This is a genomic window from Bacteroides hominis (genome assembly GCF_033042785.2).
Classification (GTDB): Bacteria; Bacteroidota; Bacteroidia; order Bacteroidales; family Bacteroidaceae; genus Bacteroides; species Bacteroides hominis.
Window position 1 is genome coordinate 1,154,404 of the sequence record NZ_CP178829.1, and the last position, 20,426, is coordinate 1,174,829.

The following is a 20,426-nucleotide window of genomic DNA, read 5'->3' on the forward strand; positions in this document are numbered from 1 at the left end:
TCATTTTGCTGGTGTCAGCAAAACGATCGCTATGTCGGGAAGGGGTTGCAGGTAGATGATATAGCGAGAACATGCGGATAATAATTGGGTTACGTGAAGAAGGTAGGAAGAAGACTGACCAGTGAAGAGCGAAAGGCTTTGAAGAACCGGTCATAGCCCGACTCTTAGTCTTCCATCTGCTTTATATTCCTTATTAGTCCGCTATACTTAGCCCTCTTCACGGCACTGCCTTTGAAGAGGGTTCTGTATTTCTCCTCGCTTAGTTGTTGCCAGTCTTCTTTCTTCATATTCATAAACTCCGGCGAGGGTTGCAGCTCCGGTGTCCGGCAAGGAGTGGCAAACCGGTTCCAGGGACAAGCTTTCTGGCATTCGTCACATCCATAAACACGGTTTCCCATCAGAGGGGAAATAGAGGCCGGAATTTCGCCTTTATTCTCTATAGTGAGGTATGAAAGGCAACGGCGTGCATCCAGGCCGTACGGGGCTTCTAAAGCCTGCGTGGGGCAGGCTTGCAGGCAGCGGTTACACGTCCCGCAGCGATTCGGCCGGGGGCGGTCGTATGTGTCGGCTTCCGTGTTCAGGAAGAGTTCTCCCAAGAAGAAGGCAGATCCGGCATGGGGGATGATCAGTTGGGTATTCTTCCCGATCCATCCGAGGCCGGCACGCCAGGCCCAATAGCGTTCGGGTACGGGGGCGGTGTCACAGAACACACGTCCGTCCAGTTCCGGTACGTCTGATTCCTGTATGAAGCGGAACAGGGTGGTCAGCTTCTCACGCATGAGGTCGTGATAATCCATCCCATAGGCATACCATGCGAATTGGTACTCGTCCTCGGGTAACCGGGTAGCGGGGTAGTAGTTCAGGGCTACGGAGACTACGCAACGGGTGCCTTCGACCAGCAGAGCCGGATCACAGCGCTTGTCGAAATGGTTGGCCATATAAGCCATTTCGGCGTGCCTGCCCGAGCCCAGCCATTCCTTCAGAAAGTCCCGGTGTACGGGATCGACCGGCCCGGCCGGTGCTATGCCGCAAGCAGAAAAGCCGAGGCGCAAGGCTTCGGCTTTCAGGGCTTTACTGTTTATCTTCGTTTCCATTATAGGATCTTAAATTCGTATCCTTCCTCTTTCAGGAAGTCGATGGCACGGGGAAGTGCGTATTGCAGGTTTCCGTTGTTCCAGGACTTCAGCGAATCGTGGAAGGTAATGATAGACCCGTTGCGGGCATATCTCATTACATTGGCCAGCACTTGCGGCGGGCGGAGCTTCTTACTGTAGTCTCGTGTGACGAGGTCCCACATGACGATCTTATAGTGGCGCTTCAGCGTCATGTACTGCATCCAGCGCATGTGCCCGTGAGGCGGACGGAACAGGTCCGTTTTCATCAGCTCGTTGGCCTTGTCTGTATTGGCCAGATAATTTACCGACAGATATTCGAAGCCGCGGATGTGGTTGAACGTATGGTTGCCGATGCGGTGTCCGCGTTCCACTACCATACGGAACACATCCGGATGCTTGCGGATGTTGTCGCCTACCATGAAAAAAGTAGCCTTGATGTTGTGTTTGTCCAGCAACTCCAGTACCCAGGGCGTCACTTCCGGAATGGGGCCGTCGTCGAAGGTCAGGTAAACTGCCTTCTCGTCAGGGTCCATCCGGAAGATAGCGTCGGGATAGATTGCACGGAAAAACCAAGGCGGTTGCTCTATAAACATCTTCTTCGGTTACAGATTACTGATGGACTTTCATGCGTCCTACGTAAATGTTATATAGTTCGTTCACTTTCGGAGTATAGTTGCCGGCCAGTTTCGACTTGTATTTCTCCATCATTTTGGCTTCCATATCCAGTGCGCTGAGGTGCATGATGAATTCACGCTGCGACATCAACAGATGATTGTCGTCCAGGCTGAGATACCAGGTGAGGTATTCCACAGACTTGTTCGCCAGTTCGTCGATGATCTGATCGGCTTTCGCGGTATCTCCCAACTGGTAGTAGGCTTCTGCCATCTCGAGTGCCCCGTTCTGGAAGTCGTAGGGTACGTTGAAGGCGGGAATCATCTTTTCGGCATATTCCAATGCGGCCAGCGCCTTGTCTTTCTTGCCTTCTTTCATCAGCTGTGTGATGAGTTGGGCGAAGATGCGGCGATGGGTGTAGCACATGCGCATTGTGTTCTCGTCGATGTAGATGCCCGGCTTGTCGATGCCTCCGAACTTGAATTTGTTCATCAGGTTGTCGTACATCTTCTCGCTGTCGATGGTTGCTTCGAGCGCTTCCGTATCGAACGGGGTGAAGCGGTACGTGAGGCCTTCCTGGATGAAATGCCCGCGCATATTCAGTTGGTTGTCCGTGCCTACGGTGATGGCCATGTAGATGGGGCGTTCCCAGTTGGCGTTGGCCAGCATCTCGAGCATCATCAGCTCGCTCTTGTAGAGGGCGCGTTTGGGGTTGCCCTTTTCGTCTTTGAGCGAGATGTGCATATAGTCGGGGATGGAGTCGCCCAACGCTGCCGGGATCATCATACCCGAACGGCGTACGGCTTCTTTGTCGATCTTGACAACGATGCTGTCGGTCGGTATCACCGCTTGTCCGTCTTTGGTGCGTACCCAGTATTTCAGGATATTCTTCAGTTCGTAAGGATTGTCTCCGAATTGTGCCCGGATGTTGTTCAGGGCTTCCGGGTTCTTGCCGTTCAGGACTTCTTCTTCGGCGGCTTTGTAGGCTTTGTCTATCTGCTTCTTGAAGTCCGGGCGGATGGGTACGTATTCGTTCTGTCCCTCCACGTATTCGGTTCTGTCCCAGGTGATGGGCAGTGCGGGGGAGTCATAAGCCGGGCGTTTCATCTGGTCGATGTACCAGTCGGTCTGCAGGTAGCTCAGGTTACAGGTGCGTGCGTCGGTGCGGAAACCTTCTGTCTCTTGGTTGTACCACAGCGGGAAGGTGTCGTTGTCGCCGTTGGTATAGATGATGGGGTTGCCGCTTTCCTGAAGTGACATCAGGTAGTTCTGTCCGAAGTCGCGTGCCACGTAGCGTCCGCTGCGGTCGTGGTCGTCCCATGTCTGGCTGGCCATCTGTATGGGTACGAGCAGGCAGACTGCCGACGTAAGGGCTGCTGCGGGAACTTCTTTCATGTATCTGCGCAGGAGGTGGACGATGCCCGCTACACCCATGCCGATCCAGATGGCGAAGGCGTAGAAGGAGCCTGCGTAAGCGTAGTCACGTTCGCGGGGCTGTCCCGGTGTCTGGTTGAGGTAGAGCACGATGGCTATACCGGTCATGAAGAACAGGAAGAATACCACCCAGAATTGCTGGATGCCTTTCTGTCCGCGCCATGCCTGCCAGAAGAGTCCGATGACTCCCAGCAGAAGCGGGAGGCAGTAGAAGACGTTGTGTCCCTTGTTGTCCTTCAGTTCCTGTGGCAGAAGGCTTTGGTCGCCGTACATGAGGTTGTCGATGAACGGGATGCCGGTGATCCAGTTGCCGTGCTCTATTTCGCCGCTGCTCTGGATGTCGTTTTGTCTTCCGGCAAAGTTCCACATGAAGTAGCGCCAGTACATGAAGTTGAGCTGGTAGGAGAAGAAGAACCTGATGTTGTCCCACTGTGTGGGCATGTTCACCATCAGCATCTCTCCGCATTGGTCGTAGGGGACGTCATATCCGGTGATGTTTTGCCAGGATTTGTAATAAGCGGCGTGTGCCGAACTGTACATGCGGGGGAAGAGCATGTTCTGCGCGTATTCATATTCCACGCGTCCCGGAAGTTCGACGTACGAGTCTTTTTCGTCCGGTGAGGTTTTCTCTTTGCGGACGTATTTGGTGTCCGCACTTTTCTGGCGGGGAACACAATAGCCGTCTTCCACGTCGAGCGCTACTTTCGAGGAGTAGGCCGGGCCGTAGAACAACGGGCGTGTGCCGTATTGCTCGCGTCCTAAGTATTCGCCCAGCGTGAAGATGTCTTCCGGTGAGTTCTGGTCCATCGGCGTGTTGGCTACCGAGCGGATCACGATGAGGGCATACGAGGAGTATCCCACCATGATCATCATGGTGCAGAGCAGCGCCGTGTTCATGGTGCGGGCGGACATGCGTATCTTGGCGTTGAGCTTCGATGCGTAGAAGAGGTAGAGGGCCAGTGCGCCCAGTACGAGGATGCCGATGATGACGGCGCCTGCTCCGTGTCCGTAGAACGGGATGCCGAGCATGGCGATGGTCAGCAGGAAGGAGAGGTTCATGCGGGTGCGGCTCTTCTCGTTGTAGCTTTCGTAGATGCCCCAGATGATGGCGGCTGCCAGCAGGGCGATGTAGACGATCACGCCGGTGTTGAACGGCATTCCGAGGGAGTTGACGAACAGCAGTTCGAACCAGCCGCCCACTTTTACGACGCCGGGTACGATGCCGTAGAGCACCGCTGCCACCAGTACCATCGATCCGGCGAGTGCCAGCAGGGAGCCTTTAGCGTTGGCGCCCGGCACTTTCTTGTAGTAGTATACCAGTACGATGGCCGGCAGGCAGAGCAGGTTGAGCAGGTGCACGCCGATGCTGAGGCCTGTGAGATAAGCGATGAGGATGATCCAGCGGTCGCTGTGCGGTTGGTCGGCAACGTCTTCCCACTTCAGTATCAGCCAGAATACGATGGCGGTGAACATCGAGGAGTAGGCATATACTTCTCCTTCGACGGCCGAGAACCAGAATGTGTCGCTGAATGTATAGGCCAGTGCGCCTACCAGTCCGGAACCCATGACGGTGATCAGTTGTCCGCGTGTGATGGCGTTCTCGTCCGTGATGACGAGTTTGCGGACCAGGTGCGTGATGCTCCAGAAGAGGAACAGGATGCAGGCGCCGCTCATCAGAGCACTCATGTAGTTGACCATTTTGGCTACCAGTGCCGGGTCGTTGACGAATTGCGTGAAAAGGTTGGCCGTGAGCATGAAGAAGGGTGCTCCGGGGGGGTGTCCTACTTCCAGTTTATAGGCGGTAGTGATAAATTCCGGGCAGTCCCAGAAACTGGCTGTGGGCTCTATCGTCATGCAATAGACGGTAGCGGCGATCAGGAAGGTGATCCAACCCACGAGGTTGTTTACGGTTTTGTACTGTTTCATTCAGACTATAGTTAGTTATTTGTTAACATGATAGACGGGCGCAAAGATAATGATTTACGTGAAGATAGCCGTAGAAAGTGTAGAGTTTTAGGAGTTTGGAGGGGAGAATTAAGAAACGGTAACGGTTGTTCTTAAATTTAAGAATAAGAATAATTGAAGATGAAGAATTATCATATGGGAGAATCAAAACAGGAGTTTCAAAAGACGTTCGTCTGATGCAACAAAGATAAGCCGCTTTTTTCATCTGTGCAAATCTTTTTACATCATTTTAATTATCAGCCATTTATCTCTTCTTTTTGTATTCAGCGCACAGAGCAAAGACCGTGTTTCAAAAAACGAACGTCTTTTGAAACACAAGAGCCGTTCTATCTATCTAACTTACACAAACTTACCGCAAAATAAAAGCTGTATTCACAGCCTGCTATAGCCGGCCTGTCCATTCTTAATGGGAAGGCCATGCTGAGTACGATCTATTTTATTCACTTTTAAACATTTGAATTATGAATACAAAGGCAAAACTTCTGTATGTAGGCTTTCGTGCGTTAAGCACATGCTGTGTGTGCGCGGCTTTTTTAATGATAACATCGTGTGGAGACAATGTTGTGAACCCCGACAGCCCCGAACCGGACGGAGGGGATGTGATCCCTATTACGGTCAGCCGGGTTGAGGATGGCAGCTATATGGAAAGTCATGTTGATACTCCCGCCACAACCGGGGGAAGAACGCTTGTAGACGAATGGGTACCGGTTAAGGAATCACCCGCCAGCAGGGCCATACCTGCTGCCGTACCTTACGAGGGTCCTTCAGTGGTCCGGATGACACTCCGCGAAGAGCCGCAAGTCACTACCCGTGCCGCTACATTGGGCAACGGCATTTATTTCCGGTTGATCGCTTTCCGTAAGGTGGGCAGTAATTACGTGTTCCAGTCGACAGCGGATTTTACGACGAACGGGGCTTCCGCTCCCACACTCAGGCAAGGAAAGTTACTCACCAGAGCGGGAACTGTCCGTGTGATCGGATACTCGTTCAATAGTACGACAGCGATGGGAACGATCCCTTCATCCTATGCCTATAACGGTACTTCCGTCACTATCCCGAATATGAGTAATGACTTTATGGTTTATGACTCGGGGGACATAGCGAATGTGAGTACAATCAACCACAACCTGTCGGTTAGTTTCACGCAAAAACTCTGCAAGCTGACGGTTAAGCTCTCCTTGTCGCAGTTTGGAAGCAACACGTTTACCAACTGTACGGGCGTATATGTTTTTCAGGGCGGTAATGCGTCCGCCTGGACGATAGGTCCCTCTACAAATAATGTAAGTGCCAATACCGGAAATACACCTACATTCAATATTGGCGATAATTCTACTGCCACTGTGCGGTTAGTTCCTTTTTCGGGTTCACGGGCGATCACGGTGCATATCGGTACGCTGAAACTTAGTAATTACTTTAACGCGGATAACCGGAATATCACCTCGAGCCAGAATGTACAGTTGCTACCAGGAAAGAGTTATACCATTACGCTAAAGTTTGAATTGGGAGTACAATTGGCGGCAAGTGACATTAACCTGACACAAAACGGATGTACAGCAAGTGATAAAAATAATTTGGCAAAGCTGAGATGGGCAACAGGAAATTTAAAGAGTACCGGAAATACGAATTACGTGTGGACTACTGCAACAGATAGAGGTTATTATTATACTTGGTATAGCACTTATACAGGGAACAAAACTACAAATAACACAGATCCATGTTCTAAATTGAATACTGCATATTATGGTACAGGATGGCGTACCCCATCTGAAAGTGACTACATTTCATTATCCCGATGTACAGATAAGGTGTTAACAAATGGTGGCATGTGGTTTATGAATAAGAGTATTGGTATTTTCCTATTGGCTTCTGGAGGGATAGGTTGGGGTGGAGGCAGTTCGACCGGTAATCCTACTAGTGGTGGAGGCACAGAAGGACAGTATTGGACTTCGACATATAATAAAAATGATTCTAAACGCTTCGTTTTTTCCAATGGTTCGGCAGGAATAGGCCTTGATTATTTGGCATCTGGACTGGCAGTTCGTTGTGTTAAATAATTAATTGTTATTTATGACCAAGACCTTCAAAAGTATATAAGTTATGGATCGATTAAATATTTTGAATAATAAAAGCCACTAAATAAAGACTTTTATACAACGCGCACGTAATTAGATTATTGGGCAATTTTTGAGAAGAAGTGGAGATCAATTTATGAATCACCCTTTATGGACCAAGAAGGTTTATTAAGATGCAAATTTAACTTTTGGGAACGATGTTTCAAAAGACGTACGTCTGATGCAACAAAGATAAGACGCTTTTTTTATCTGTGCAAATATTTCCACATTGTTTTAATTATCAATTATTTATCTATTTCCCTTGCATCCAGTGTGAAGAGTAAAAACGGTGTTTCATCAGACGTACGTTTTTTGAAACACCATTGTGTGTCCAAGACCGTTATATCTGATTGTAATACACAAACTTACGCATAATAAAAGTGGTATCAAACAGCCTTTCCGGACTTATACGAGGATGTATAGGTCCGCAATGTGTCTTTGATACGATTATTCACTTTAATATCTTAGTATATGAATAGAACTTTTATTATGCGAGAGTGTCTCGGTAAAGCCTTATGGCTGTGTTTTTGCCTTTCGATAGCAGGATGTGCGGAAGATGACAGAATGACTCCCCTGTCTGCTGACAGCGGGGATACTGCCGACGAATTAATCCCCATCCATATCAGCCTGACGGGTGACAACAACTATCATTCATCTTCTTTTAATGACGCTTCGCCCCGTAACCACTCTCCCCTGATCGCCGAATGGGTGGGGGTAAAAGCTTTCTCCCCTACACGCACGGGAGAGCAACCGGACTATGAAGGTCCCCGGATAGCCTCGATGGAACTGACGGAAGATACTCTACCCTGTGCAAATACCCGTGCAACAGTGCCTGCGGGAGTTTATTTCCGGCTGATTGTTTTCTGGAAGTCCGGAAATAACTATGTCTTCCAGTCGGCCGCCGATTACACCTCCAATGGTACGGGCACTCCTGTACTCAAACAAGGGAAATTGCTGACACGCTCGGGAACGATACGCGTGGTGGGCTACTCCTTTAATACCACTGCCGCTGCCGACTTGGGAACTATGCCTTCCACGTATGCCTACAACAGCAGTACAGTGTCTATCCCTAACATGAGCAAGGACTTCATGACCTTCGATTCCGGAGATATAACGAATGTAAACAGCCTCAGCCACAATCTTCTTCCGGTGAGCTTCGGCCAGAAGCTATGTAAATTGACGATTACCATCAGTCCTACCGGGTTTCCAAGCAATACGATCAGCAATTGCACGGGTGTATACGTAAAGCAAGGGGGAAATTCCACATCGTGGAAGATCGGTCCTTCGACCAATGTGGTAGCTGCCAACACGAATAATACGGCCGCATTCAGTCCGAACACGACCCTGAGTACAATCATACGCATGGTTCCGTTTGCAGGGGCCAGGACCATTACAGTGCATTTCAATACGCTGACAATAAGCGGACGGACCGTGCCCAACAATACGGAAATCACCTCCACCCAAAGCGTGCAACTGAAAGAGGGAAAAAGCTATACGATGAAAATACAATTTAAGAAAGCCATCGGAATTAATGTACCTTCCGGAAGTATCAATTTAACTGCAAATGGTTGTTCTGCAACTGATAAAACAAATTTAGCCAAACTGACCTGGGCAGATGGGAATCTGAAAAGCACAGGATCTGCTAATTATGTGTGGGGAACTTATTCAGAATACGGATATTATTATCCATGGTATAAAGATTATAGTGGAAATAATATAGACCCATGTACAAGACTTAAAAGTGATTACGGAACGGGCTGGCGTACTCCATCAAGGAATGAATGCTTATCGCTATCCAGATGTACGGATAAAGCTGCTGTAACTAGCGGAGGTAATAAGGGAATGTGGTTTATGAATAATTCCAAAGGTTTATTTTTACCCTTGGCAGGTGCGCGAACTTGGAGTGGGGGAAGTGGCACTACCGCTACAGAAAGTGGATACGCACGTTATTGGACCAGTACTAACAATAGTAGTAGTATTGCATATTCACTTAATTTTGAGAATAATAAAGCGGAAGTTAATTCAAGTACTAAAGGAGACGGATTTAGTGTCCGCTGTGTAAAATAATAGATTTATAAATTATTAAAATCGTAATGATCATGAAAACCGAACTCAAAGGCTGGCTTGCGGACAATACCGTGACCACCGACAACAAAGAAGACAAAATCCTGATATTGGAGAGCGCCGGAAACCTGACGCTATCCGATGTACTGGATGAAATGAAGAAAGAAGATACCGGTTTGCGGGCAGAGACTTTAAAGCATGCCGTCGATCTTTTTCAGCGTACGGTATCAGAACTGGTACTGAACGGATACTCTGTCAATACGGGGCTTTTTCGTGCCGTACCACAGTTTCGAGGGGTAATAGACGGTGGAGTATGGAATCCCGAGAAAAATTCTATCTATGTTTCCTTCAATCAGGATAAGGATTTACGTGAAGCTATCGCACGGACCAATGTGAAAATTCTGGGAGCCAAAGGTGACCCGGCCTACTTCATCGGTGGTGAAGACGCCGCCACCCGTGCCACAGATGGCAGTGCAACTGCCGGACGTAACTATCGCCTGCAGGGCAAGAATATCAAAGTAGCAGGCACAGACTCTGCCGTAGGTATCGTATTGATTGACGAAAAAGGCACAGAAACGAAGTTACCGATGGATATGATTGCCATAAACAACCCCTCGGAAGTATTGGTGCTACTTCCTGCCGACTTGAAAGACGGAACCTATGAACTGAGATTGACTACACAGTTTTCAACCGGTAATAAGCTACTGAAAGTGCCTCGTACGGTGATCCGTAATCTGGTTATCGGTCTTCCTTCAGGAGGAGATGGTGGTATCGTAGATGATCCTACAGCCTGATTTCGGGGAAAGAGGATTTCCCAGTTCAAGGAAGGCTTTCTTCCAAATGTAGGGAGGGCGCCGTTCTTCGGCTGGGGAAGGAGGATTGTGTAAGGGCTCCGTTCTGCATTACTTCAGATTTTATGTGAGGTAGTGCAGAGCGGAGTTTTTGTATAGGGTGCGGCGGCGTTCACCGCTCCTCGCCGCTCTCGTGGCAATGGCAATGCGGGCCCAGCACCCGGTGGGGGAGCGTGCCGTGTCCTAACAGCTCGATGGGGCAGTTGAAATTCCGTTCCAGCCATTCGGTGTTGACGCTTGCGGCCGGATGGTAGTCCAGTGTTTCGTTCACACAGGCGATGTTCTTCACCTGTTGCAGCACCGTCCCGATGTCGTGGCTGACAAGGATGATGGCGCAGTCGCGGTTGATCTCGGCCAGCAACTGGTAGAGGCGGGCTTCGAAGCGCTTGTCGATATAGGTGCTCGGTTCGTCGAGAATGAGCAGTTGCGGGTCGCTGATGATGGCGCGTCCCAGCAGGGCGCGTTGCAGTTGTCCGCCGCTCAGCTGCCCGATAGCACGGTGTTCCAGTCCCTCGAGTCCCATGCGGAGGATGACTTGGCGGGCTTTCTCACGTTGAGGGTCGTCGAAGCGGCTGATCAGCGATTTCTTTGAGCTCAGTCCCGACAGGATCACTTCCAGAACCGAGATGGGGAAGGAGCGGTCGATCGAGCTGTACTGCGGCAGATAGCCCGTCGTGAGCGGTTCGTGATGCTTGACGATCTCTCCTCCCGTGGGGCGGAGCAGTCCCAGGATGCACTTGATGAGGGTGGTCTTACCCCCTCCGTTGGGACCGATGATACCGAGAAAGTCACGCTCGTAGACTTCCAGGTTGACATCGTGGAGCACAGTGCGTCCGTCGTAGGCGGCCGAAAGGCCCCGGATGGAGAGGAGGGAGGCAGAGGCTGTTCCTTCCGTATGCTTGTGGCTGTTTTTTTCTTTATCCATAGGTTGGTTGGGGATTGGGAGTTCACCACGGATTACACAGATTAGCACAGATTGATATTCTGTCTTGTTGGTTCTGGGATAAAAAGGTCTGTGTTAATCCGTGTAATCTGTGGTGAACTCTTATTCATGACTATTCTGTGGTGAATCCGCTGAGGCTTTTCGCTACGTTCAGCATCTCCTCCTCCCAGTCGTACGAAAGCGGATTGATGGGTACCACCCGTGTTCCGGTCTGCCGGGCAATGATTTCAGCGTTGCGGCGGTCGAATTCCGGCTGCACGAAGATGATCCGTACCCCTTCTTTGCGGCAGAGATCCATCAGCCCTTTCAAGTGGGCGGGTGAGGGTTCCTTACCCCCTTCCTCGATGCTGATCTGGTGTAACCCGTAGTCGCGTGCAAAGTAAGAGAGGGCCGGGTGGTAGATGATGAAGGCACGGTCGGCTCCGGGTGCCGACAACGTCCGGCGGATCAGGCTGTCCGTCTGCTCGATGCGTTGGCAGAGCGAGTCGTAGCGGGCTTTGTAGTATGCCTCGTTCTCCTTGTCGAGCACGGTGAGTGCCTTGAACGTGTTTCCGGCTATGATCAGTGCGTTGGCTGCCGAGTTCCAGATGTGCGGCTCCACGCCTCCCTCGTGGCGGTGGTCGCCGTGATCGAAGGCGGATTCAAAGATCAGGTCTACCCCTTTCGAAGTGTCGAACACCTGGATGTGGGGCGTATTGTTCATCAGCCGGTCCATCCACGAACGTTCGAAGCCGATGTATCCGATGCGCAGGTACGCCTCGCTCTCGCCCAGCGACACCAGTTGCTGCGGGGTGGGGTCGTATGTTTCGGGGCTGCTGCCTTTGGGCACCATGCTGCGTACGGTAAACTTGTCTCCGGCGATGGCTTCGGTGAAATACCGTTGCGGCTCCATGGTGACGGTGATGATCCGTTTGCCGGTACTGTCCTTTCCACGCCCGGAACAGGCGGAAAGGAGGAGCAGAAAAAGAAAAGCGAAGACGGCCGCACCTCCGGTTCCTCTCCCCGGGAAGGGGAAGGCGGGGGCGACTGTCGGCTGTTGTATTCGGTTGGTTTTCATAATGGTTATCCTTGTTATCGTTTTAGTTCACCACAGAGGACGCAGAGGGCACAGAGTTTTAATCTCTTGCTTTTAAGATATGAAAGGGAAAATGCTCTCTGTGTCCTCCGTGTCCTCCGTGGTGAGAGGTATCTTCTTCGCCCTCAATATTTCCCTTTTGCCACCCGGAGGGCCCGGAAGCCGTTCCACGGTGAATCCTGCTGCCTGCAGCATCCTCCGTACCACTCCTTTGGCGCAATACGTAGTCAGTATTCCGTCCTTTTCCATCATAACGTACAGGCGGTCGAATAGTTCTTGCGTCCACATCTCCGGCTGCTTCTCCGGCGCGAAAGCGTCGAAGTAGATAAGGGAGAATAGCGGTGAATGATCAGCGATGGACGGTGAATGATCAGCGATCGGCGACGGACACTCCATGCTTGTGAAGTCTCCCTGTATCTTCCTCAGGGTGAAATGTGGAGTGATCCGCACGTCTTCTCCCCAGGGCGATGTATGGAGAGCCTTCATCCATTGCGCAGCCTGTTCGTCGCCGGTCGCCTGCCGTTCCCCGTTAGTATATCCGAGCTTCTCCACCGTTTCCCACGGCAGGGGATAGAGCTCGATACCTGTATAGTGTACCTGCCTGCCCGACTTTTCCGCTTCGATCAGTGTGAGCAGTGCGTTCAGCCCCGTTCCGAACCCTATCTCGAGGATGCGGGGCGAGGGGGCGGCGGAAGTCTTCAGCCCCATGTCGATGAAGATATGCGAGGACTCCGTCAGGGCCCCTTTGACGGAATGATAGTGCTCGTCCAGTTCGGGAACGAAGAGAGTGGCACTTCCGTCGGCAGTATATTCAATGATTCTTTCCATCTTTCAGTTCTTTACATAACCAGGTTCAGGGCTTCCTGCATCGCTTTCAGCAAGATGATGTAACGTATCAGTTTCCCGGCAAACATCGAAGCGGTGGTCAGCCACACGTTGCTCCGCATGAATCCTAAGGCCATCGATATCACCTCGCCGATGGCCGGCAGGAAGGCAAAGAAAGCCATCAGGGCGCCTTTCCCCCGGAGGAAACGCTGCATCTTGTCTATCTTCTCCTTCTTGACCTTGAAGTATTTCTCAATCCAGTCTACTCTGCCCAGGCGCCCCATGTAATAGCACGTCATCCCTCCGGCTGTGTTCCCTAACGAAGCGGAAATGAGGCAGAGAGCAGGGTCGAGCCCTAATTTCACCAGCCCTAACAGTACGATCTCCGAACTGAATGGGACGATGCTTCCGGCCAGCAGCGCCGAAATGAACAGGCCGGGATAACCCCAGTCAATGAGTATCTGTGAAACGGTTTCTATAAAAGCGTCCATATGTTAAAGCAGAATAAGGCGATGAGGGCAACCATCGAACCGATGAAAAAGAGGTTGGACGTCCGGCTGTTGGTCAGTACGAACAGGTGTCCCACCAGGATACTGACGCCAATCAGCAGCAGCGAAAGCAGATTCATGCTCAGGGTGGGTTGCAGCACGATGAACAGGAAGATGCAGAAGTTGAGGAAAATAAGGAAATGCAGATAAGCGCGCGTCCGTATCTTATCCTCGTATCCTGCCACGATGCAATGCACCGAGCTGACCACATACAGGATGAACAGATAGCCTAACGTGACGACTTCCCACAAACGGAAATCGTGCCCGAAGTCGATGGGCCGGAAGCTGATCAGGTTGACGAACGGCTGATAGAAAAGCGCCATTTCGTTGTGGAAGAACGCATGTCCCAGTAAGAACCAGTAAGGGACGCTCCAGCCTGTCATTGCCCCACAGAAGCTGCGGAACGTGAGCGCCTGGAAGTTGGATGCCCCCAACAGCCAGATGGGGATGAAGTACGTCAGTTGCGGAAACACGATGCTGCCCGCGCTCAGAAAGGCGAACGAGTGGAACAGGTATCCGGCGGGCCGGGGGTCCTGATAGCTCTTGAACAGGAAATAAAGCGAGATGAGAAAGGCTACGGCGGCAATGTCGCCCGCATAGAGCAGGTGCATGCCGGGACAGGCCGTGATGAGCAGAAAGTAAAGCGATGTCTGCACGGATGCCCTCATGCGGATGATGGCAAACGTATTATTCAGCTCTATCAGGAAATAGCCGATGGCGGCAAAGAGCAGGAAGCTGACAATGCGGTTGGCCCATGCGGGTATGTTTACGATATCCCATAGAGAGTAGGCCGACTCTTTCGTCTCCAGTCCGGGCAGTAGAAAGGAGGTCAGCACCCAACAGGCGATACACGTAAAGATAACGACAGGCAGTGTGAATCTGCCCGCCGTTATCCGGCCTTGTAGTCTTTGGTTTCTCATTATAAATCGAAGCCGATGTCGCGGCGATAGTTCTTGTCCTTAAAGTCAATCATGTCGGCCACCTTGTAGCATTGTGCCAGTGCCCCGGCCTTGTCGTTGCCGTAAGAGCAGATGGCGAGCACGCGTCCGCCACTGGTCACCACCTGACCGTCCTTCATGGCTGTTCCGGCGTGGAACAGGATGCTGTCCGTTGCCCGGGCTGCTTCCAGTCCGCTGATGGCGTACCCTTTCCGGTAGGCTTCGGGGTATCCTCCGCTGACCATCATCACGCAAGTGGCTGTGCGCGGGTCGATGACGAGTGACCGGGTGTCGAGGTTGCCTTCGGCCACGCCTTCCAGCAATTCTACCAGGTCGCTTTGTATGCGCAGCATCACGCTTTCCGTTTCGGGATCACCCATGCGGACGTTGTATTCAATCACCATCGGTTCGCCTTTTACGTTGATCAGTCCCAGGAAGATGAAGCCTTTGTAGACGATGCCTTCGGCTTTCAGTCCGTTGACGGTCGGTTCGATGATGCGGGTGCGCACCTTCTCCATAAACACCTCGTCGGCAAACGGGACGGGAGTCACGCTGCCCATGCCGCCGGTATTGAGCCCTTTGTCTCCTTCACCGATGCGTTTGTAGTCTTTGGCCACAGGCAACACCTTATAATGGTCGCCGTCCGTCAGCACAAATACGGAGCACTCGATGCCGCTCAGGAACTCTTCGATGACCACCGTTGCCGAGGCATTGCCGAACATACCGCCGAGCATCTCTTTCAGCTCTTTTTGAGCCTCTTCCAAGGTAGGCAGGATCAGTACACCTTTACCGGCGCAAAGTCCGTCTGCTTTCAGCACGTAGGGGGCTTCGAGCGTTTCGAGGAATGCCAGTCCCTCGTCCAGTGTATCGGCCGTTACGCTCCGGTAGCGGGCTGTCGGTATGTGGTGGCGCTGCATGAATTCCTTGGCGAACTCTTTGCTGCCTTCCAGCTTGGCTCCTTCCTTCGACGGGCCGATGACGGCAATCTCTTTCAGGCAGGGATTGTTCTGGAAACGGTCGTAGATACCTTCTACCAATGGGTCTTCCGGCCCTACTACAATCATGTCGATGTTCTCTTCAAGCGCGAATGCTCCTAAAGAGTCGAAATCGGTTGCTTTGATGTTTACGTTCTCGCCTACTTCAGCGGTTCCGGCATTGCCGGGCGCGATGAACAGCTTTTCTACTTTCGGGCTTTGGGCGATCTTCCATGCCAGGGCGTGTTCACGGCCGCCCGAACCTAACAGTAATATCTTCATGTCTTTTTGAGGATTTATATCTTTATAAATAGTCTTCGAAATAACGGGTTATCTTTTCATGCAGATGCACACGGTCGCGTCCCGACACATTGTGCTTGTGGCACGGATAGATGAAGAGGTCCGGATACGTGCGGGCGTCGATGCAGGCTTTCATGAACGAAAGGGTGTGTTGCGGCACGCAAGTATCGTCGTGGTCGTCATGGATAATCATCAGATGTCCCTTTAGGTTACCCGCCAGGTTTTTCAGGTTGCACTCCTTGTATCCTTTCGGGTTGCTTTGCGGAGTGTCCATGTAGCGTTCGCCGTACATCACTTCGTAATATCCCCAGTCGATGACCGGACCGCCGGCTACACCTACTTTAAAGATCTCGGGATAGCGGAGGAGGAGGGCAGTGGTCATGTGTCCGCCAAAACTCCAGCCGTGTACTCCGATGCGGTTTCCGTCGACGTAAGGGAGGCTTTTCAGGAATTCGGCTCCTTTCACCTGGTCTCTTCCCTCTTCGATGCCCAGATGGCGGAAAGTGACGTTCTCAAAGTCGAGTCCGCGGTTGTCGCTTCCGCGTCCGTCCACGGTAAACAGGATGTAGCCTTTGTTCGCCATGTAAATGTCCCAGCCGCGTGCCCCATTCTGCCAACCGTTGGTGACCATTTGTGCATGGGGGCCGCCATATACATAGACGATGGCGGGATATTTCTTGTTCGCATCGAAGTCTGCCGGCTTGATCAGGCGGTAATACAGGTCTGTTTTGCCGTCTGCCGCTTTGATGGTACCGGTTTCGATGCTTGGCATCTTATAGCCTGCAAAGGGATCGGCTGCCGTGAGCAGGTTGACACTTTTACCGTTCTGTACGTCAAGGATATTAATGCTGCGCGGGACGCTTGGAGAACTGTACTGGTCAATCAGGTAACGTCCCGAAGGGCTTAGTTTGCCGCTGTGCACACCTTCGCCACTGCCCAGAGGAGTACGTGCCCCGGTTTTGATATCCACGCGGAACAGGTTGCTCTGCAAGGGCGAGAACTCCGTGCTTGCTATGATAATCTCCTTCTTCTTGGCATCGAAACCCAGCACCTCTTTAACCAGCCATTCGCCTTCGGTCAACTGGCGGAGTTGCTTGCCGCTTGTGTCGTACAGGTAGAGGTGGCTGAAGCCGTCTTTCTGGCTCTGGTAGATAAACTTGCTGCTGTCCCAAGGCAGGAAAATAATCGGTTCCTGAGGTTCTACATACTTGTCGTTTTCCTCTTCAAAAAGAGTAGCCATCAGGTCGCCTGTCTCGGCGTTATACTGGCAGAGCTTGGCATGATTCTGGTCGCGGTTCAGTTCTATCAGGTAGAGGCTCTTTTCATCCGGCGCCCAGCTGATATTGGTAAAATAGCGGTCGGTCGGGTCTCCGGCATTGAGATAGATGCTTTTTCCGGTAGCAGGGTTATAGATGCCCACTTTCACCTGGTGGCTGGTCATTCCCGCCATCGGGTAACGGATGTTGTTGACTTCGGCAATGGGAGCGGTGATGTCAACCAAAGGATATTGGGCCACCATGCTTTCGTCCATGCGGTAGAAAGCGAGCAGGTTGCCCGAAGGACTCCAGAAGGTCCCTTTTTTGATTCCGAATTCTCTGCGGTGGACAGCCTGGCCGCATACGATGCCTTGCGGTTCGTTGGTTACGGCTTTGTCGTCTACATAAAGATTATTGCCGATGGTATAGGCCACATGCCCCGTTTCGGGCTGATAATCTCTGTTGACGCCTTCTTTGGGAACTGGGCGCGTACTGATAATCTCGCGGTAGTCGAAATCGTAAACGATGTATTTGTCCGGCAGACTGATCAGCATCAGGCTTTTCTTCGGCCATGGGAAGCTGACATTGTGGAAGTGTTGCAATTTACCGTGGTTGCCGGCTTCTAACGCCTTGTTTACTATATTACGGGTGGTCAGTGGTGTTTCCTTCCCGTTTTTGGGATTTATCATGAACACTACCTCTATTTCCGGTTTGATACACTCATCGCCCCACCATTGCAGGCCGAACAGATTCTCAGCAGAACGGTAGGTGGCTCCGCCTGGGATCAGGTCTTCCAAGGTCGGCGTTTTGGGTTCTTGTGCCATAACGTTTGGTATTAGTAAAGATAAGAGCATTACTAATAAAGCATTCTTTTGTTTACTGTTGGTTTTCATGATTTGCTTTATCATTATTTAGATCCTTTGATTTGTACTCTGCCCAAGTTCGTCGTTCTTGACTGGATGACAGCGCTTATCCGGGCAAGAACGATGTGCTCAGGTACGAAGAGCCGGATGGCAGCCGATTCATCCATTTACAGGCTTCTGTCGGGAAATAGCTTAGTCTTCCTGAGGTTTCTCGATTCTTGGCTCACGATTCCCTTTGAATTCTCTCGGTTTTCTGTCTCCATATCCCGAACTACGTTCTTCACGCGGTCTTCTTTCCCCTCTGAATCCGCCTTCTTCCCGGCGTGGCTTGAATTCTCTTCTTTCTCTTGGAGCACGTTCGCTGTTTTCATCACCACTTTCCTGACCCTTGAATTCCTTATATTTACCGTCGAAGATCTGGTATTTGCGGAACTCACACTCCAGGGGACCATTGAATAACGGGGTTTTTATACTCGGTTTCAGTCCGATCTGGTCGAAGCATTCTTCACGGTAAGACAGTATCCATGCATCGTTTCCGACAAAAGCATGTTTGAGGCGTTCGCCGATCATATTATACAGTCCCAGAAGGTCGTTGGTCGAGATACGTTCTCCGTAAGGGGGATTGGTTATGATAATCGACTTTTCAGCCGGTTGTTCAAATTGCTGGAATGGTTGCAATTTCAGGATAATGTCTTTCGATACTCCCGCTGCCTTTACATTATGGGTTGCTATCTCATTGGCTTTCGGGTTATTGTCGTAACCATATATCTTATGAGTGAACTCACGTTCCTGGCTGTCATCGTTGTATATCCGGTCGAACAGATCCTGATTGAAGTCTCCCCATTTTTCAAAAGCAAATTCTTTTCGGAACACTCCCGGGGCAATATTACGCGCAATTAAAGCCGCCTCGATGGGAATAGTACCCGAACCACACATTGGGTCAATCAGGTCGCACTCGCCTTTCCATCCCGTCATTAAAACCATCCCGGCTGCCAGAACCTCGTTCAATGGAGCTTCTACAGCTTCCTGGCGATAACCTCTCCGGTGAAGTGATTCACCCGAAGAGTCGAGTGAGAGGGTACAGGTGGTCTGTGCAATGTGGATGTTCAGTAGTACATCCGGCTTGCTGATGCGTACAGAAGGACGCTTTCCGTTCAATTCGCGGAAATAGTCGACAATGGCATCTTTTACTTTGTAAGAGACGAACTTGGAATGACGGAATTCATCGCTGAATACTACTGCGTCAACGGCAAAAGTCTTGTCTACATCCAAGATCTCTTCCCAGCGAATGGCTTTGATCTGTTCGTAAACAGCGTCAGCATCTTTTGCGGTGAAGTGCTTGATGGGTTTTAGAATACGGATTGCAGTACGCAGGCAGAAATTTGCTTTGTACATCATCTCTTTGTCACCGGTAAAAGAAACCATACGGCGTCCTATTTGTACGTCGTTTGCTCCAAGTGTTGTCAATTCCCCTGCCAGTATCTCTTCCAGTCCCTGAAAGGTTTTGGCAATCATTTCAAATTGTTCGCTCATAAAATGGATAGCATGCCAGTGTGTTAATGCTCCGGTTATGGACCGTGCGACCGGCGTTTTAATGTTGTTAATTATATTATTTTTTTGCTTTTGTCTGTACGATTCTGGCTCCTGCCGGTATGTTTTCGGTTACCCAAATATTACCGCCTACGGTGGCGTCACGTCCGATGGTAATCCGCCCCAGAATGGTAGCGTTGGAGTAGACGATCACATTGTCTTCCAGAATGGGGTGGCGTGGAATACCTTTAATCGGTTTGCCGTCAGCATCCAGGGGGAAGCTTCTTGCACCCAGTGTCACTCCCTGATAGAGTTTCACGTTATTGCCAATGATACTTGTGGCTCCGATCACCACACCGGTACCGTGGTCAATGGTGAAATGTGTGCCGATTCTTGCACCCGGATGTATATCGATTCCGGTTTCACTGTGTGCCATTTCGGTAATGATACGCGGAATTAGCGGTACTCCTAATTCCAGGAGTTCGTGTGCGATGCGATAGTTGCTGATCGCTTTAATGGCGGGATAGCAGAAGATCACTTCACCGAAACTTTGTGCGGCAGGGTCACCATTGTAGGCTGCTTCCACATCTGTGGCCAAAACACGACGCAGATGGGGGAGTTTACTGATGAACTTAGCCGCCAGACGAGCCGCTTCTTCACGTTTCGACTCGGTGCATTCATTGCATTGGTCACCATTGCCAAAACACAATCCGGCAAGAATTTGCTCTGTGAGCAGATTGAACAGTTTTTCTACATTGACACCGATATGGTAGTTGATAGTGCGGCTGTTGACTGTTGAGTTTCCGTAATATCCCGGGAAGAGAATGGAGCGCGCTAATTCGATAACATCGCACAATACCCGTGGCGAGGGCAATGGCTCACCGTCTTTATGTTGGTGAAACAGTCCTTTGTATGATTCGCTTTCCGATAGCTCATCGACTGTTTGTGTCAGGATGTGAGTGAAGTTCAGTGGACTCATTATGAGGCTATTCTAATTATATTGGCTACAAAGATATGAATAA

General features: G+C 50.9%; 15 protein-coding genes. 3 read left to right on the plus strand and 12 right to left on the minus strand.

Annotated features, from left to right (window positions below; genetic code table 11):
* Positions 1-164 precede the first annotated feature (164 nt).
* From queG to R3O62_RS05100, 3 genes are read right to left on the minus strand one after another with little or no spacing between them, the layout of a single operon-like run.
* Positions 165-1,094, minus strand: a complete 930-nt coding sequence (gene queG, locus R3O62_RS05090; RefSeq protein ID WP_065739800.1) for a tRNA epoxyqueuosine(34) reductase QueG — start codon at positions 1,092-1,094, stop codon at positions 165-167.
* Positions 1,094-1,708 carry a polysaccharide deacetylase family protein gene (locus R3O62_RS05095; RefSeq protein WP_005779672.1) on the minus strand — a complete coding sequence of 205 codons (615 nt, stop codon included), beginning with the start codon at positions 1,706-1,708 and terminating at the stop codon, positions 1,094-1,096. The genes queG and R3O62_RS05095 overlap by 1 nt, the downstream gene beginning before the upstream one ends.
* Positions 1,709-1,724: 16 nt before the next feature.
* On the minus strand, positions 1,725-5,087 hold the full coding sequence (locus tag R3O62_RS05100; protein WP_005812378.1) for a protein O-mannosyl-transferase family: 3,363 nt from the start codon (positions 5,085-5,087) through the stop codon (positions 1,725-1,727).
* A 500-nt stretch (positions 5,088-5,587) separates the two neighbouring features.
* On the opposite strand from R3O62_RS05100, the gene R3O62_RS05105 reads away from it, so the two are divergent.
* From R3O62_RS05105 to R3O62_RS05115, 3 genes are all read left to right on the plus strand, one after another.
* Entirely contained in the window at positions 5,588-7,180 is a 1,593-nt protein-coding gene (locus R3O62_RS05105) for a hypothetical protein (RefSeq protein WP_413958301.1), read from the plus strand.
* 528 nt (positions 7,181-7,708) lie between these two features.
* Complete coding sequence (locus R3O62_RS05110) at positions 7,709-9,304, plus strand: FISUMP domain-containing protein (protein ID WP_317473087.1); 1,596 nt, start codon at positions 7,709-7,711, stop codon at positions 9,302-9,304.
* 32 nt (positions 9,305-9,336) lie between these two features.
* On the plus strand, positions 9,337-10,095 hold the full coding sequence (locus R3O62_RS05115) for a DNA-binding domain-containing protein (protein WP_250703257.1): 759 nt from the start codon (positions 9,337-9,339) through the stop codon (positions 10,093-10,095).
* Between the two features lie 169 nt (positions 10,096-10,264).
* On the opposite strand, the gene R3O62_RS05120 is transcribed toward R3O62_RS05115, so the two are convergent.
* The 9 genes from R3O62_RS05120 to R3O62_RS05160 form a co-directional block, all read right to left on the minus strand.
* Entirely contained in the window at positions 10,265-11,077 is an 813-nt protein-coding gene (locus tag R3O62_RS05120) for a metal ABC transporter ATP-binding protein (RefSeq protein ID WP_317472464.1), read from the minus strand.
* 130 nt (positions 11,078-11,207) lie between these two features.
* Positions 11,208-12,152: a metal ABC transporter solute-binding protein, Zn/Mn family gene (locus R3O62_RS05125; RefSeq protein WP_317472463.1), complete on the minus strand. Its 945-nt coding sequence runs from the start codon at positions 12,150-12,152 to the stop codon at positions 11,208-11,210.
* 72 nt (positions 12,153-12,224) lie between these two features.
* Positions 12,225-12,998 carry a tRNA (5-methylaminomethyl-2-thiouridine)(34)-methyltransferase MnmD gene (mnmD, locus tag R3O62_RS05130; RefSeq protein WP_317472462.1) on the minus strand — a complete coding sequence of 258 codons (774 nt, stop codon included), beginning with the start codon at positions 12,996-12,998 and terminating at the stop codon, positions 12,225-12,227.
* A gap of 11 nt (positions 12,999-13,009) precedes the next feature.
* Complete coding sequence (locus tag R3O62_RS05135) at positions 13,010-13,486, minus strand: YqaA family protein (protein ID WP_005779653.1); 477 nt, start codon at positions 13,484-13,486, stop codon at positions 13,010-13,012.
* Entirely contained in the window at positions 13,471-14,463 is a 993-nt protein-coding gene (locus R3O62_RS05140) for a hypothetical protein (RefSeq protein ID WP_005822576.1), read from the minus strand. Before R3O62_RS05140 ends, R3O62_RS05135 begins: the two co-directional genes overlap by 16 nt.
* Positions 14,463-15,737, minus strand: a complete 1,275-nt coding sequence (purD, locus tag R3O62_RS05145) for a phosphoribosylamine--glycine ligase (protein ID WP_022011637.1) — start codon at positions 15,735-15,737, stop codon at positions 14,463-14,465. The genes R3O62_RS05140 and purD overlap by 1 nt, the downstream gene beginning before the upstream one ends.
* A gap of 22 nt (positions 15,738-15,759) precedes the next feature.
* Positions 15,760-17,904: a S9 family peptidase gene (locus tag R3O62_RS05150; RefSeq protein WP_317472471.1), complete on the minus strand. Its 2,145-nt coding sequence runs from the start codon at positions 17,902-17,904 to the stop codon at positions 15,760-15,762.
* 162 nt (positions 17,905-18,066) lie between these two features.
* Positions 18,067-19,407: a THUMP domain-containing class I SAM-dependent RNA methyltransferase gene (locus R3O62_RS05155; protein ID WP_005822583.1), complete on the minus strand. Its 1,341-nt coding sequence runs from the start codon at positions 19,405-19,407 to the stop codon at positions 18,067-18,069.
* Positions 19,408-19,483: 76 nt separating this feature from the next.
* The gene (locus tag R3O62_RS05160; protein ID WP_005779645.1) at positions 19,484-20,383 is read right to left on the minus strand and encodes a serine O-acetyltransferase; all 900 of its coding nucleotides are present in this window, start codon (positions 20,381-20,383) and stop codon (positions 19,484-19,486) included.
* Positions 20,384-20,426: the final 43 nt, after the last annotated feature.

Bases quoted from the DNA above. Each gene is read 5' to 3' on its own strand.
- queG (WP_065739800.1), bottom strand. From the start codon at position 1,094: ATGGAAACGAAGATAAACAGTAAAGCCCTGAAAGCCGAAGCCTTGCGC.
- R3O62_RS05095 (WP_005779672.1), bottom strand. From the start codon at position 1,708: ATGTTTATAGAGCAACCGCCTTGGTTTTTCCGTGCAATCTATCCCGAC.
- R3O62_RS05100 (WP_005812378.1), bottom strand. From the start codon at position 5,087: ATGAAACAGTACAAAACCGTAAACAACCTCGTGGGTTGGATCACCTTC.
- R3O62_RS05105 (WP_413958301.1), top strand. From the start codon at position 5,588: ATGAATACAAAGGCAAAACTTCTGTATGTAGGCTTTCGTGCGTTAAGC.
- R3O62_RS05110 (WP_317473087.1), top strand. From the start codon at position 7,709: ATGAATAGAACTTTTATTATGCGAGAGTGTCTCGGTAAAGCCTTATGG.
- R3O62_RS05115 (WP_250703257.1), top strand. From the start codon at position 9,337: ATGAAAACCGAACTCAAAGGCTGGCTTGCGGACAATACCGTGACCACC.
- R3O62_RS05120 (WP_317472464.1), bottom strand. From the start codon at position 11,077: ATGGATAAAGAAAAAAACAGCCACAAGCATACGGAAGGAACAGCCTCT.
- R3O62_RS05125 (WP_317472463.1), bottom strand. From the start codon at position 12,152: ATGAAAACCAACCGAATACAACAGCCGACAGTCGCCCCCGCCTTCCCC.
- mnmD (WP_317472462.1), bottom strand. From the start codon at position 12,998: ATGGAAAGAATCATTGAATATACTGCCGACGGAAGTGCCACTCTCTTC.
- R3O62_RS05135 (WP_005779653.1), bottom strand. From the start codon at position 13,486: ATGGACGCTTTTATAGAAACCGTTTCACAGATACTCATTGACTGGGGT.
- R3O62_RS05140 (WP_005822576.1), bottom strand. From the start codon at position 14,463: ATGAGAAACCAAAGACTACAAGGCCGGATAACGGCGGGCAGATTCACA.
- purD (WP_022011637.1), bottom strand. From the start codon at position 15,737: ATGAAGATATTACTGTTAGGTTCGGGCGGCCGTGAACACGCCCTGGCA.
- R3O62_RS05150 (WP_317472471.1), bottom strand. From the start codon at position 17,904: ATGAAAACCAACAGTAAACAAAAGAATGCTTTATTAGTAATGCTCTTA.
- R3O62_RS05155 (WP_005822583.1), bottom strand. From the start codon at position 19,407: ATGAGCGAACAATTTGAAATGATTGCCAAAACCTTTCAGGGACTGGAA.
- R3O62_RS05160 (WP_005779645.1), bottom strand. From the start codon at position 20,383: ATGAGTCCACTGAACTTCACTCACATCCTGACACAAACAGTCGATGAG.